The sequence below is a fragment of the Micromonospora siamensis genome, assembly GCF_900090305.1.
GTDB classification, from domain to species: domain Bacteria; phylum Actinomycetota; class Actinomycetes; order Mycobacteriales; family Micromonosporaceae; genus Micromonospora; species Micromonospora siamensis.
This window is the reverse complement of record NZ_LT607751.1, coordinates 3,966,862-3,979,994: the sequence shown is the minus strand read 5'-3', so window position 1 is coordinate 3,979,994 and position 13,133 is coordinate 3,966,862. Positions and strand designations below refer to the sequence as shown.

Below are 13,133 nucleotides of genomic sequence, written 5' to 3'. Positions count from 1 at the left end.
GGTAATTGCGTCGTGATGGCGACAGTTCGATGCGGTTTTTCCGTCGAGCATTCCGGTTACCTGTTGGTCGGTTCGCGTCCGACCGTTGTCCGCGCCGTTTCGGTCCGGGCCCGGGAAACCGCTGTCGGCCGCGTGACGGAAGGGCCTGCGCGATGGATGATTTCGGCACCGAGTTGCGTCGACGCCGGGAGGCCGCCGGCCTGTCGCTGACCGATCTGGCCCAGCGGGTGCGCTACAGCAAGTCGCACCTGAGCAAGGTCGAGTCGGGAGCGAAACGGCCCAGCGACGCCCTGGCCCGGGGCTGCGACGTCGCACTCGCGGCGGGCGGCGCGTTGACGCGGCTGGTTTCCGGTCGGCCCGGCCGGCGGGTGTCCTCCCCGCCGGGGGTGAAGGCGTGGGCGGTGGCGATGGACGGTGTGGGACCGGCGGACGCGGCGGCGTTCGACCCGTCGAGTGTGTCGGCCTTCGCGCTGGCGGGACTGACCGGTGCCGAGCGGGTCCGGTCCGGTGACCGGACCGGGGAGGCGCTGGCCGCGTTGCCGCTGCTGCGGTCGTGGTTCGCGGAGCTACGCCGGCTGGGCCAGACCAGCCGGCCGGCGGCGCTGGGTCCGATGCTCGTCTCCACCACCGCCTTCCTGCGGGACCTGGCGCAGGACTCCCGCGCACCGGCTCGCCAGCAGGCGTTCCGGCTGGCCGCCCGGGTCGCCGAGTACACCGGCTGGATGGCCCAGGAGCGGGGCAACGGCGCGGCCGCGCTGTGGTGGACCGACCACGCGGTCGAGCTGGGCGTGGCCGGGGGCAACGACGAGCTGCGGGCGTACGCCCTGGTCCGCCGCGCCGAACTGTGCCTGTACCAGGACGACGCGCTGGGCGCGGCGCAGCTCGCCCAGGAGGCCCGGGCGGCCCGCTGCGGCCGGCGTACCCGCGGTCTGGCCGCGCAGCGGGAGGCCCAGGCGTACGCCCTGACCGGTGACGAGGCGGGCTGCCGCCGGGCCCTGGCCGAGGCCGCCGACCTGCTCACCGACCTGCCCGCCGACGACGACGAGCCGCAGCTCGGCAGCACCACCGCACCGGACCCGATGCGGTTCGCCACCGCCTGGTGCCTGCACGACCTCGGCCACCTCGACGAGTCGGCGGAGATCCTGCACGCCGAGCTGGAGCGGCTCCCGGCCACCGCCCAGCGGGCCCGCGCCCGGTACGCGTCGCGGCTGGCGCTGTCGCTGGCCGGCCTGCGGCAGCTGGACCGGGCCGCCGAGGTGGTCGGGCCGGCCCTGGACGTGGTCCGGTCGGTGGACTCCGCCACCGCCCGCTACGACCTGGGCCAGCTCAACCGGGTGGTCCGGCGGTGGCGCGACGACGCCACCGTCCGGCAGCTGATGCCCCGGCTCACCGCGGCGCTGCGCGTCACCCCCGCGTCACCGACGGAGCTGGCGAGCTGACCTTTTCCGGCTGGCAGAAAATTCGCTCAATCGCCGGCCCGCGACCGGCCAGGATGGTTACCCTGCAGCCGAATGGGCATATTCGATCGGCTACCCCGTCGGTAATTGCAGAGTGGCCTTCTCCGGCGGATCATTCACACGGTCGACAATCGTCCGAGCCGCGGACCGGCGACGGCCGGAAGGCGGCGGCACCCGTCCGCCGGAGCGGAGGCAGTAACGTGACGGGAATCTTCCTCAACTACCGGACGCAGGACGCGATGTACTGCGCCGACCTGATCGACGCGCGGCTGCGCACCGAGTTCGGGGCGCGCAACGTGTTCCGCGACCACCGGGCGCTGCGTCCGGGCACCGCGTTCCCGCCGGAGCTGTGGCACCGGCTCCAGGACAGCCGCGTCCTGCTGGTGCTGATCGGCCCGTACTGGCTCACCGTCACCGACGACCAGGGCCGCCGCCTGCTGGACAACCCCCGCGACTACGTGCGGCGGGAGATCCGTCGGGCGCTGCGGCGGGAGATCGCGGTGATCCCGGTGCTGCTGGGCGACACGCCGCTGCCCGACCCGCAGGCGCTGCCCGAGGACATCCGGGCCCTGACCGACCGGCGCAGCCTGCGGGTGTGCTCGCAGACCGTCGGCGACGACCTCGACGGCCTGGTCGCCGAGGTGGCCACCCTGCTGCCCGACGGCCCGGCCGGCCGGCGGGTGCCCGCGGTGGCCACCGGCGGTCTCGCTCCGAACGCCGCCAGCCCGACGCCCTGACATCTGGCCCGATCGGGCGTTCGGGGGGACAGCGCGGCCCTCAGCGGGCTGGCATGATCGCCCGGGTGCGGGGGGACGGCGGGGTGACGGGCGCCGCCGGTCCGTCGGACGTGGCCGCCCGTGCCGCACGCCACCACCGCCTGTCGGCCGCGCTGTCCGCGCTCGACGACGCCCGGTTCGAGCGGCTGATCGACGCGGCCACCCCGCTGGGTACGGGCATCGGCGGTCGCACCGCACGGTCGACCGTCGACGGCGTCGCGGTCTTCGTCAAGCAGGTGCCGCTGACCGATCTGGAGCGGCAGGCCGTTCACCGCGGGTCCACCGCGAACGTCTTCGGGCTGCCGCTGTACTACCAGTACGGGGTCGGCTCCACCGGCTTCGGCGCCTGGCGGGAGCTGGCGACGCACACGCTGACCACCGGTTGGGTGCTGGCCGGCGAGGCGAGCGCCTTCCCGCTGCTGTACCACTGGCGGGAGCTGCCCGCCGAGGCGTCCCCGCCGGTGCCGGCGGAGCTCGACCGTTCCGTGCGCTACTGGGGCGGCTCGGCGGCCGTCGCCGAACGGCTGCGGCAGCTCGCCGAGGCGCGGGCCCGGCTGGTGCTCGTCATGGAGCACCTGCCGTACACGGTGCACGAGTGGCTGACCGCGCGGGTCGGTGCGGGCGGCACGGTCGCGGACGCCGCGATCGAGCGGGTCGCCGCCGGCTGGGCGGCGGCGGTGGCCGAGATGCGTACGCGGGGAATGGTGCACTTCGACGCCCACCCGCTCAACGTCCTGACCGACGGCGAGGGCGTCTACGTCGCCGACTTCGGGCTGGCCCTGCACCCGTCGTTCGACCTCTGTGCCGACGAGCGGAGGTTCCTTGCGGCGCACCGCGACTTCGACCGCTACGACACGGCCCGGTACCTGGTCAACTGGCTGGTGGCCGGGTTGCGGCCGGGGGAGGAGCGGGCGGCGGCGATCCGCGCCGTGGTGGCCGGTGACCCGGCGGCGGAACGCTCGGAGCGAGCCGCCCGGATCATCCACCGCTTCGGCCCGCTCGCCGAGCGGATGAACGACTTCTACGCCGGGCTGGTGAACGGTCCGAAGACGACGCCGTATCCGGCCGAGGCGCTCGCTCGGCTCTGGCCCGATGCCGCCGGCGTGCCCGGCCACCCTTGACCGGGCGGTGTCGCCGGCCCGACGGTGACAGGTCCCGGGTGGACGCTGCGTATTCGTGACGTTACCGCGGGTGAGGACAATGGGTCGTCCGATCGTTGTCGAAGGTCCCGCCGGCCGTCGATGAACGGTCACCGACGGTCGCCGAAGGTCCGGTGCGGACCGCCCCGCTCGGCTGGTTCGCCGCAGACCTTCCCGGCCCGCCGGGCGGGGTCGTGGCCCTCCTCGCCGCCGTCCACAACGGTCCTCGCGCTCCGGCATTTTCCCAGTTCAGATGCGCTTTTCCGGGTGTCCTGGTGGGACGTTGCGCGGTCGGATCCACCGACCGAACCAGGCCACGGCGAGAAAAACTCCCGATCGCCCGTCCGGGTGAAGAACTTCACAAGAAGTGGGCAATCGGCACCAACCGCTCCTAGCGTCGAATCCGTCCGCTCCTCGCGGACACCACGGACGGTAACGCCTAATCCTGCCGCCGCCCGTGGTACCTGGACCTCAGGCAGAGAGCGGGGGACCCACACGTTCCTCGGTGCATGACACCTCGGGGTGAAGCCGCCCAGTGCGGCCGGGCTCCTCGGCCCGAACCCGACAGCTCACCTCGTCGGCGTGGAGGAAACGACAGATGGCAACTGATTACCAGGCCCGTCACCGTCGGGCCCGTACGCGTCAGATCACCGGCCGCGTCGCCGTCGGCACGCTGGCCGCCGGTGCCGTCACCGGCGCCATGGCGCTGTTCGGTCCGGCGACCGCGGCGCAGGCGTCCAGTGTCAACTGGGACGCCGTCGCCGCCTGCGAGTCCGGTGGCAACTGGCACATCAACACCGGGAACGGCTTCTACGGAGGCCTGCAGTTCACCCGGAGCACCTGGAACGGGTACGGCGGTCAGAAGTACGCCGCGCGGGCCGACCTGGCCAGCCGCAGCGAGCAGATCGCCATCGCCGAGAAGGTGCTGGACGGTCAGGGCATCGGTGCCTGGCCGGTCTGCGGCAAGAAGGGTGGCTCGACGAAGAGCTACTCGACCAAGTCGGAGGACCGGTCGGAGCGCAAGTCCGAGCAGCGCTCGGAGCGGAAGTCCCAGGACCGGTCGGAGCGTAAGTCCGAGCGGCGTTCCGAGGCGAAGTCCTCCCGCGAGGACCGTGGCGAGCAGCGTGCCTCGCGCGGCACCGAGCGGCGCGAGACCCGCCAGACCCGGTCGGCGTCGAGCGGCGACACCTACGTGGTGCAGTCGGGTGACACCCTCTCGCTGATCGCGGACGCCCGCGACCTGGCGGGTGGCTGGGAGGCGCTGTACGAGCGCAACAAGCGCGTCGTCGGCGACAGCCCGAACCTGATCTTCCCGGGTCAGCGGCTCAGCCTCTGATCCTGCTCGGACCCGAGCGGTCCGAGGTCGGACACCACCGTCAGGCGGTGTCCGGTGGCAGCAACGACGAACGCCCGGCCGGGGTTCCCGGCCGGGCGTTCGTCGCGTCGCGGTGTCAGGCGTACACGTGCACCGGCAGGCCGACCTTGATGGTGCCCCAGAGCCGGTTCATCGCCGGGATGGTCACCCGCACGCAGCCGTGGCTGGCCGGGTAGTTCGGCACCGAGGTGGCGCCGTGGACGGCGTACCCGCGGTAGAAGTAGTTGGGCTTCCACAGCATGCCGAGGTCGCTCTGCCGCCAGCCGTCGATCCGGCGGGTGATCGAGAAGTTGCCCCGCACGGTCGGGGTGCTCGCCTTGCCGCTGGAGGCGTCCAGGATCCGGATCACCTGCCCGTCACGGGCCAGGTAGAGCACCTGCCGGCTCAGGTTGGCCTCCAGCGACAGCCCTGAGTGCCGGTACCGCGGCTTCGGGATCACCGGGCTGCTGAGCTTGGCCCAGGTGTTCGGGCCGACGATGCCGTCCCGGGAGAGCCCGTTGACCTTCTGGAACGCGACGACCGCGTGGAACGTCGACGGCCCGAAGTCGCCGTCGATCGTGCCGAGGTCGTAGTGCAGGGCCGCCAACCGCCGCTGCAGCGTGGTCACCGCGGCACCGCGGGAGCCCTGCCGGAGCGTGGGCTGCGTCGTGGCGAGCGCGTACCGGGCGGTGGCGGTCGCCCCGAGCTCGGTGGTGACCTGGGTGGCCACCTGCGTGACGACCGGCGCCTGCTGCCGGGGCGCGGCCTGGGCGGTCGAGACGGGCAGCAGCAGGCCGCCGGTGGTCGCGAGCGCGACCAGAGCCGCGGCGCGGCGGACACGACTGGTGGGGGGTGACATGGTGATCTCCTTACCCGCTGGTGGACGCCCCCGGACGGCGGTCCGGGCGGACGAGCGGAGCTGGGTCCACGGTAGTCCCGCCGAGCAATCCATGATGTCCCGTCCGCCGGTTCCGGTGATCTCCCGCCACAGTCGGGTGACTCCGCGTACGTGACCGGTGACCTGCGGCGGACGTATCGTGGAACGAGCCGGCGCAACCGTGTCCGGTGCCCGTGGGGAAGGAGTCGGTCGGATGGCCGTCATCCCTTCGCAGGACGCGCTGACCGTACGCCGGCTGCGCCTCGGCATCGGCGTCCTCGGCATCGCCCTGCCGTTCGTGCTGGTGGCCGGCGACGCGCTGCTCACCGGCCGGTTCACGGTGCTCGACTCGATCAGCGCCTACCACCGCACCGGCATGCGCGACGTCTTCGTCGGCAGCCTCTGCGCCATCGGGGTGTTCCTGGTCTGCTACCGCTACGCCCGCCTCGACGACCTGCTCAGCACCGTCGCCGGGGCGCTGGCGATCGCGGTGGCGCTGCTGCCGGTCGCCCCCGCCGACGCGGACCCGACCGAGCGGCTGGTCGGCCGGGCCCACCAGGTCTGCGCCGCCGCGCTGTTCGTGCTGCTGGCGCTCTTCTGCTTCCTCTTCGCCCGCAGCAGCCCCAGCCGGCCCCGGCTACCGGCCGAGAAGCGCGGGCACCACGGGATCTACCGGACCTGCGGGGTGGTCATCCTCGCCGCCGTCGGGCTGGCGCTGGCCAGCAACGCCCTGCCCGGCTCCACGCAGGACGCGCTGCGGCCACTGTTCTGGTGCGAGACCGTCGCGGTGCTCGCCTTCGGCGCCGCCTGGCTGACCAAGGGAGTGGCCATCGTCAAGGACGCCGCCCGCATCCCCGGTCCGCCCGTCGACGAACCGGGAACGACCAGGGCGGACCAGCCCGCCTGAGCCACCCCGGCCGCCGCCGGGCACCGCCGTCGCGCCAGGATGGGACGGTGGACACCGATGTGCGGCGATACCTCGACCAGCTCGTCGCCGCTGCGCGCGCCGTGCTCGGCGAGGACCTGACCGGGGCGTACGCCGCCGGGTCGGTCGCGCTCGACGCGTACCAACCGGGGCGCAGCGACGTCGACGTGGCGCTGGTCAGCGCCCGGCCCCTCGCCGGCGCCGAGAAGTCCGCCCTGGTCGCCGCCCTGCGCCACGAGACCCTGCCCTGCCCGGCCCGCGGCCTGGAACTCGTCGCCTACACCGCCGCCGCCGCGCGCTCCGGCACCCCCGAGCCGGGCTTCGAGCTGGAGCTGAACACCGGCGCCGGGATGCCGTTCCGGCAGACGCTGTCGGTGACCGGCCGGCCCGCCGAGGACGGCCTGTTCTGGTACGCGCTGGACCGCAGCATCCTGCACCAGCACGGACGTACCCTGATCGGGCCGCCGGCTGCCGACACCTTCGCCGACCTGGCCCCCGACGACCTGCGTCGGCTGCTGCTCGACGCGCTCACCTGGTGGCTGGCCAGACCGTTCCCACCCGGCGACACGCCCGCCCCGGGCGCGGAGGACGCCGTGCTCGGCGCCTGCCGGTCCCTGGTCCGGGTCCGCGACGGGGTGTGGCTGTCCAAGGTCGATGCCGGCCGCCGGCTCGCCGAACTGGGCTACGCGCCGGAGCTGATCGGCCGTGCGATCGCCGCCCGCACGGGTGGCTCCCCGCCGGGAGGTGCCGAGGCCAGCGCCTTCCAGCGGCAGGTCCTAGCGGAGATCGACACGCCGGTTGCCGGCTCGGGACGGGGCTGTTGAAGGTCCGTCGACGACGGTGGGCGGCCCGGTGGTGATGAAGAACGTCGATGTCTCGCCGTATGCTACGGGTTCCATTCGCCGCCGGAGCGTCACGTCGTGTTGGCCTTCGGGTCACCCGGGCCTCTGATGTGCCGAGTCGAATCGGTTCGACGGCGTCGACAGGGAGGACTGGCCAGTGGGCGAGCAGATCGAGCAGCGGGGCATCGGGCGGCGTAACCTTCTCGTCGGGGCTGCCGCCCTGACCGGGACCGCGGCCGTCACGGGAAGCGTGACACCGGCGTACGCGCAGGGGTTGTCCTGGAATCCGTTCCGCCTCGGGGTGGCCAGCGGTGATCCGCTGCCGGACGGCGTGGTGCTCTGGACCCGGTTGGTTCGCGACCCGCTCGACGCCGCCTCGATGGGCAGCCGGCCGGTGCAGGTGACGTGGCAGATCGCGGCCGACCCGTCGTTTCGCCGGGTGGTACGCGCCGGCGCGGTGACCGCGCGGCCGGGCTGGGCGCACTCCGTCCACGTCGACGTGCGGGGCCTGCAGCCGGGCCGGGACTACTGGTACCGCTTCCGGGCCGGCCGCCACCTCAGCGAGATCGGCCGGACCCGCACGGCGCCGGAGCGCGGCGCGGTGGCCTCCCGGCTGCGGTTCGGCATCGCCAACTGTCAGGACTGGCAGAACGGGTACTACCCGGCCTACCGGGACATGGCCGAATGCGACCTGGACCTCGTGCTGCACCTTGGCGACTACATCTACGAGTACGACCCGAAGCCGGGCGCCGTCCGGCAGCACAACCCCTCCTCGGGGACACCTCTCGACGCCGACCAGTTGTCGACGCTGGCCGACTTCCGGAACCGGCACGCGCTCTACCGCACCGACCCCCAACTGCAGGCCGCCCACCGCGCCTTCCCCTTCGTCGCGGTCTGGGACGACCACGAGACCGAGAACAACTACGCCGGCCTCGACGACGAGCAGGACGACCTGCCCTACCCCCAGCGGCACCAGGCCCGGCAGGAGTTCGCGGTCCAGCGGGCGCACGCCTACCAGGCCTGGTACGAGCACACCCCGGTCCGGGCCGCGTACCTGCCCGGCTCGCCGGACCTGCGCATCTACCGGCGGTTCGACTTCGGCACCCTGCTGCGGCTGAACATGCTCGACACCCGCCAGTACCGCACCGACCAGCCCGGGGGCATCCCCACCGACTTCGGCCCGCAGGCGCTCGGCTCCACCAACACCAACGGGACCCTGACCGGTCCCGCTCAGGAGGCGTGGCTGGTCGACGGGCTGCGCTCGTCGCCGGCGCTGTGGAACGTGCTCGGCCAGCAGGTGATGATGGCCGCGACCCGCTTCGTCACGCCACCGCCGGCGTCGACGGTCAACCTCGACCAGTGGGACGGCTACTCGCCGCAGCGCGCGCGGCTGCTCGCGGCGGTACGGGCCTCCGGAGCCGCGAACCCGATCGTGCTGGCCGGCGACATTCACTCGACCTGGGTCAGCGACCTCAAGCTCGACTTCGACGACGCGGCCTCACCGGTGGTCGCCAGCGAGTTCGTCGCCACCTCGATCACCTCGGATTTCCCGGCCGAACTGGTCCCGGTGGTGGAGGCGTCGAACCGTGCGTTCAACCCGTGGGTGCGCTACTTCAACGGCCGGACGCACGGATGGCTGCGGATGGACGTCGACCGGTCGCGTTGGTTGACCGAGGAGCGTTCCGTCGCCGCCGTCGACTCGCCCGACGCTCCCGCCTCGACCACCGGGCGGTGGATCGTCGAGGCGGGTAGCCCGGGCGTACAACCAGCCTGAACGAGCGCGCGTCGTGCACCCGCCCGGCCAGCGGGCGCTCCGGGTGGGGTGGGCCACCCGTCCCCATCCGGAACGCACGGGCGAGCGGCCAGTGTGCTCCCGCCGGACGTCACGCCAGGGCGGCGACCAGCAGGGTGAAGGCGGCGATGATGACCGCGACGCGGACGAGGTGCAGGCGGTCCCAGCGCTTCATCTGCTGTTTCCAGTCGGCGGGCCGGTTGTCGGGCGTCCACGTCCTGCCCCGGTTGTTGATCGGGACGAGCAGCAGCACCGACATGACCACGCTGAGGACAAGCAACCCGCCGGCGGTGACGACGAGCGCGTTGCCGTGGTGTCCCCATCCGGCGACGGCCCAGACCGCGACCAGGGCCAGTGAGCCGACGTACCAGACCGGCATGGCGGCGCCGAGCATCCGGCCGCCGTGGGCGCGGCCGAGCTGACCGGCGTCGCCGGGGAGCGCGTCGAGGATCCGGTTGACGACGACGGCGACGGAGAGTTCCACTCCCACCATCAGGCCGACGACCACGGTGGTGAGCACCTGGAATGCGCTGAGCATGACGACCGCTCCTTGTATCTAGCGCTGCTAGCTGTCGAGTCAACGCTAGACCTGCTCATGCTTGCTTGTCTAGCAGTGCTAGGGTTCGCTCATGTCGGTACACGAACGCCGGGGGCGCGAACGGGCGGACCGCGAACGCCTGATCGTCGCGACGGCCCGCGAACTCGCCGAACAGCAGGGTTGGGACGCGGTCACCACCCGCCGGCTCGCCGAACGCATCGAATACAGCCAGCCTGTCCTCTACAGCCACTTCCGCGGCAAGCGGGAGATCATCGGCGCCGTCGCCCTCCAGGGGGCCGCCGAGATGGCCGTCGCCCTGCGGACCGCGACCTCCGCCGCGGACGGGCCGCGCGCCCGGGTCACCGCGCTGGCCCGCACCTACCTCGACTTCGCCGCCCGCAACCCGGCCGTCTACGACGCCCTGTTCGCACTCGACGGCGGACTGCCCTTCGCGCACGAGGACACCCCGCAACCCCTCAAGGACGCCTTCGCCGCCCTGCTGGACTGTCTCGACGATGTCGCCGGGGAGAGGGTCCACCCGGCGCTGTTCACCGAGCTGTTCTGGGCGGCCCTGCACGGCCTGGCCACCCTGACGCGGGCGGGGCGGCTGCCGCCGGGGGACACCGAGGCGCGGGTGGAGCTCCTGGTGGACCGGCTCACCGCGCTCTGACCCCATCGGGTGCCGGTCGCCCACCGCGCGAGGGTCAGGCGTCGCCGGCACCGGCCAGGGCTTCGGCCACCACCAATGGATCCAGGTAGTCGCGGTACGAAACGACCAGGCCGTCCCTGATCCGCAGAACGGCGATGATCGTCTGGTGCAGTGGCGCGCCGGTGCGGAGCGCCGTGCCGTGAGCCTCGTACTCCACGATCACCACCTGCGGATCGGTGGTTTCATGGATCACCGTGTTGCGGTACTCGTCGAATCTGACCAGGGCGTTGGCCTGCGCGGTGAGGAACTCGCGGAGCTCGTCGTGGCCCGCCACGCGGCCCGGGGCACCGGCGGGTCGGTACGGCCATTCGATGTATCCGTCCGGCGCGAACAGGTTGACGAACGTCTCGGTGTCCTGTTCTCGACTCGCGCGCAGGAGCTGCTTGACGACTTCGCGTGCCGCGGTCATGGCCGCCCCCGTTTGTTCAACGCCCGTTGATTGAACGAGCGTAGAGCCCTGGGAGCCGCCGGTCAACAGCCGTAGAATGAATTGGTGACCGAGTCGAGCGCCCGCCCCACCAGAGCGCAACAGCGCCTCCGGACCGAGGAGCGGATCCTCACCGCAGCCCGGCAGATCTTCGCCGACCTCGGCTACGACCGGACCACGATCCGGGCCGTGGCATCCGCCGCCGGCGTCGACGCCGCGCTGGTCATGCATTACTTCGGCAGCAAGGACCTGCTCTTCGCCCGGGCCGTCGAGACGTCCCCCGACGAGCTGCCCGGCGGCACCCCGGACGAGGTGGCCGAGGCGCTGCTGACGTCCCTGGGTCGGCGCCTGACCGGCGAGCCGGTGGCCTCCCTGGCGGTGCTGCGCTCGATGCTCACGAACGCCGATGCCGCCGATCGTTACCGGGCCGCCGGGGAGCCCCGGCTCCGTCAGCTCGCCGAAGCGATCCCCGCGCGCGACGCCGACCTGCGCGCCAGCCTGCTCAGCGCGATCGTCCACGGCGTGCTGGCCGAACGGTATCTGCTGGGCCTCACGCACCTCGCGGACGCCTCACCCGAGCAGATCGTCGAACTGCTCCGCCCGTGCTTTCAGATCCTGACCACAGCTGCGCCGCCCTGAGCGAAGCTGCCGTAGACGGCCACGGAGCTGCCGCGCTGGCGTCAGTCCTCGTCCGAGGCGTCGAGCGGCTTGCGCCAGACCGACACGTGGCTCTCACTGTCCGACGTGAACGGCGCTCCGCTCCAGTCCGCCAACCGCCGCTCCAGCGTCAACCCGGCCAACCGCGCCATCAGGTCGCACTCGGCCGGCCAGATGTAGCGGAAGTTGCTGGAGGCGTACCGGGCGCTGCCGTCGTCCAGCCGGCGGTAGTGGTGCGACGTCCCCTGCTGGGTGACCATGTCGAACGTGTCGAATCCGACGTGCCGGTCGCTCACCGCGAACGGCACCGCCGCCTGCCCCGGCGGGAACCGACGGATCCCCGGCACCCACAACTCCACCACGAACCGGCCGCCCGGCGACAGGTGCCGGGCGGCGTTGCGGAAGCACTCCACCTGCTCGTCCTGCGTACGCAGGTTCCCGATGCTGTTCCACACGACGTAGACCAGCGAGAATCGGCCCGGGACGACCGTGGTCGCCATGTCGCCCACCGCCACCGGCACCTCCCGTGCCGACACCTTGCAACGCAGCTGGTCGACCATCGGCCGGGAGAGCTCGATCCCGGACACCGGTACGCCGCGGGCGGCGAGCGGCACCGCCACCCGCCCGGTGCCGATCGCGAACTCCAGCGCGGGGCCTCCGTCGGCCAGCCGGGCGAGGAAGTCCACCGCCGGATCGAGCACGCCGGGTGCGAACATCTGCGCCGAGGCGTCGTCGTACGTCGCCGCGGTCTCCTCGTCCCACAGATCACTGCTCGTCATGGTCGTGCAGCCTGCGCGCGTCGCCGCCGCGCCGCCAGCGAATATCGACGGAGGTGGGCACCGATGCCGCCTGTCGTGCCCCCGGCGCGAGTCGAACGCGCGACTTCCCGGTTCGTAGCCGGACGCTCTGTCCACTGAGCTACGGGGGCCCTGCCCGGCCGGGTCGGTCCCGGCCGTCGTGCGCTCGGAGGGCTTCGAACCCCCACACCCCTTGCGGGGCACCGGCACCTGAGGCCGGCGTGTATGCCTGTTCCACCACGAGCGCGTGGTGCCGACGCCCGGTGTCGATCCGGGTGCCTTCCGGATATGAGCCGGATGCTCTACCGCTGAGCTACGTCGGCGAGGCCGCGCCGTAGCGCGGCAGTGCCCTCGGCGCGACTCGAACGCGCACGTGACCAGGACCTCGGCCTGGCGCCTCTGCCGGATTGGGCCACGAGGGCTGGAATGGTGTCACCTGCCATTCTGGAATTCAGATGAAGCGAAGCGAAAAATGGTCGTGGCGAGTCACGGAACGCGATTCGTCTCCGCATGGAGTGACGTTTCCCGACGGGTCTTCGGACACGGAAAAGCCGCCCGGTCCCGGTGGGGAGGGCGGCTGCGTCGCTGACGCCGGCGCTAGCTGCGCCACCACCCTGAGCTGCGGAGTCGTCGGCCCGTGGGCAGGTCACGGGATCGCCTGACCGGCGACAGCATGCCCGGGCCGCACGGCATCAGCCGTAGCGTGTCGGCGCCGGAGAACTGCTTCACGATGACTCCCTCGATCGGGTCGATCCTTGCTTGCCCGATCCACGGTAGACGGGCCATCCGGGAATGGCAACGAATATTCGCGCTTCAATTGCGGAAGTCCTGAGCGGCTTCCGC

General features: G+C 72.3%; 13 protein-coding genes, 4 tRNA genes and 1 riboswitch. Of the genes, 9 read left to right on the top strand and 8 right to left on the bottom strand.

What is annotated here, in order from left to right:
• The first annotated feature begins 152 nt into the window (after nucleotides 1-152).
• The 4 genes from GA0074704_RS18515 (at nucleotide 153) to GA0074704_RS18500 (ending at nucleotide 4,708) form a co-directional block, all read left to right on the top strand.
• Nucleotides 153-1,439, top strand: coding sequence for a helix-turn-helix domain-containing protein (locus GA0074704_RS18515; RefSeq protein ID WP_172880627.1), 1,287 nt, complete (start codon nucleotides 153-155; stop codon nucleotides 1,437-1,439).
• A gap of 218 nt (nucleotides 1,440-1,657) precedes the next feature.
• Complete coding sequence (locus GA0074704_RS18510; RefSeq protein WP_157743715.1) at nucleotides 1,658-2,194, top strand: TIR domain-containing protein; 537 nt, start codon at nucleotides 1,658-1,660, stop codon at nucleotides 2,192-2,194.
• Between the two features lie 65 nt (nucleotides 2,195-2,259).
• On the top strand, nucleotides 2,260-3,354 hold the full coding sequence (locus GA0074704_RS18505; RefSeq protein ID WP_197697548.1) for a hypothetical protein: 1,095 nt from the start codon (nucleotides 2,260-2,262) through the stop codon (nucleotides 3,352-3,354).
• A 444-nt stretch (nucleotides 3,355-3,798) separates the two neighbouring features.
• A riboswitch (cyclic di-AMP (ydaO/yuaA leader) is annotated at nucleotides 3,799-3,970 on the top strand.
• Nucleotides 3,971-4,708 carry a LysM peptidoglycan-binding domain-containing protein gene (locus GA0074704_RS18500; RefSeq protein ID WP_088971664.1) on the top strand — a complete coding sequence of 246 codons (738 nt, stop codon included), beginning with the start codon at nucleotides 3,971-3,973 and terminating at the stop codon, nucleotides 4,706-4,708.
• A gap of 115 nt (nucleotides 4,709-4,823) precedes the next feature.
• Here the strand turns inward: GA0074704_RS18500 and GA0074704_RS18495 are convergent, their stop codons facing one another.
• Nucleotides 4,824-5,585, bottom strand: coding sequence for a L,D-transpeptidase family protein (locus tag GA0074704_RS18495; RefSeq protein ID WP_172880624.1), 762 nt, complete (start codon nucleotides 5,583-5,585; stop codon nucleotides 4,824-4,826).
• Nucleotides 5,586-5,817: 232 nt separating this feature from the next.
• Between GA0074704_RS18495 and GA0074704_RS18490 the strand changes: the two genes are divergently transcribed.
• The 3 genes from GA0074704_RS18490 (at nucleotide 5,818) to GA0074704_RS18480 (ending at nucleotide 9,144) form a co-directional block, all read left to right on the top strand.
• Complete coding sequence (locus GA0074704_RS18490) at nucleotides 5,818-6,510, top strand: DUF998 domain-containing protein (protein WP_088971662.1); 693 nt, start codon at nucleotides 5,818-5,820, stop codon at nucleotides 6,508-6,510.
• Nucleotides 6,511-6,557: 47 nt separating this feature from the next.
• Nucleotides 6,558-7,352, top strand: coding sequence for a nucleotidyltransferase (locus tag GA0074704_RS18485; RefSeq protein ID WP_088971661.1), 795 nt, complete (start codon nucleotides 6,558-6,560; stop codon nucleotides 7,350-7,352).
• Between the two features lie 175 nt (nucleotides 7,353-7,527).
• The gene (locus GA0074704_RS18480) at nucleotides 7,528-9,144 is read left to right on the top strand and encodes an alkaline phosphatase D family protein (RefSeq protein WP_231926542.1); all 1,617 of its coding nucleotides are present in this window, start codon (nucleotides 7,528-7,530) and stop codon (nucleotides 9,142-9,144) included.
• A 109-nt stretch (nucleotides 9,145-9,253) separates the two neighbouring features.
• Here GA0074704_RS18480 and GA0074704_RS18475 read toward each other — a convergent pair whose 3' ends face one another.
• Nucleotides 9,254-9,700 carry a DUF1772 domain-containing protein gene (locus tag GA0074704_RS18475; RefSeq protein ID WP_088971660.1) on the bottom strand — a complete coding sequence of 149 codons (447 nt, stop codon included), beginning with the start codon at nucleotides 9,698-9,700 and terminating at the stop codon, nucleotides 9,254-9,256.
• A 91-nt stretch (nucleotides 9,701-9,791) separates the two neighbouring features.
• Between GA0074704_RS18475 and GA0074704_RS18470 the strand changes: the two genes are divergently transcribed.
• Nucleotides 9,792-10,370 carry a TetR/AcrR family transcriptional regulator gene (locus GA0074704_RS18470; protein ID WP_088971659.1) on the top strand — a complete coding sequence of 193 codons (579 nt, stop codon included), beginning with the start codon at nucleotides 9,792-9,794 and terminating at the stop codon, nucleotides 10,368-10,370.
• A 34-nt stretch (nucleotides 10,371-10,404) separates the two neighbouring features.
• Here GA0074704_RS18470 and GA0074704_RS18465 read toward each other — a convergent pair whose 3' ends face one another.
• On the bottom strand, nucleotides 10,405-10,884 hold the full coding sequence (locus GA0074704_RS18465; RefSeq protein WP_269458903.1) for a nuclear transport factor 2 family protein: 480 nt from the start codon (nucleotides 10,882-10,884) through the stop codon (nucleotides 10,405-10,407).
• A gap of 18 nt (nucleotides 10,885-10,902) precedes the next feature.
• On the opposite strand from GA0074704_RS18465, the gene GA0074704_RS18460 reads away from it, so the two are divergent.
• Complete coding sequence (locus GA0074704_RS18460) at nucleotides 10,903-11,475, top strand: TetR/AcrR family transcriptional regulator (RefSeq protein ID WP_088971657.1); 573 nt, start codon at nucleotides 10,903-10,905, stop codon at nucleotides 11,473-11,475.
• 41 nt (nucleotides 11,476-11,516) lie between these two features.
• Here the strand turns inward: GA0074704_RS18460 and GA0074704_RS18455 are convergent, their stop codons facing one another.
• From GA0074704_RS18455 to GA0074704_RS18435, 5 genes are all read right to left on the bottom strand, one after another.
• Entirely contained in the window at nucleotides 11,517-12,272 is a 756-nt protein-coding gene (locus GA0074704_RS18455) for a class I SAM-dependent DNA methyltransferase (protein ID WP_088971656.1), read from the bottom strand.
• Nucleotides 12,273-12,348: 76 nt separating this feature from the next.
• A tRNA-Arg gene (locus tag GA0074704_RS18450) sits at nucleotides 12,349-12,421 on the bottom strand.
• A 30-nt stretch (nucleotides 12,422-12,451) separates the two neighbouring features.
• Nucleotides 12,452-12,537 (bottom strand) — tRNA-Leu (locus tag GA0074704_RS18445).
• Between the two features lies 1 nt (nucleotide 12,538).
• A tRNA-Met gene (locus GA0074704_RS18440) sits at nucleotides 12,539-12,613 on the bottom strand.
• Nucleotides 12,614-12,636: 23 nt separating this feature from the next.
• Nucleotides 12,637-12,712: transfer RNA gene (locus GA0074704_RS18435), tRNA-Leu, on the bottom strand.
• Nucleotides 12,713-13,133: the final 421 nt, after the last annotated feature.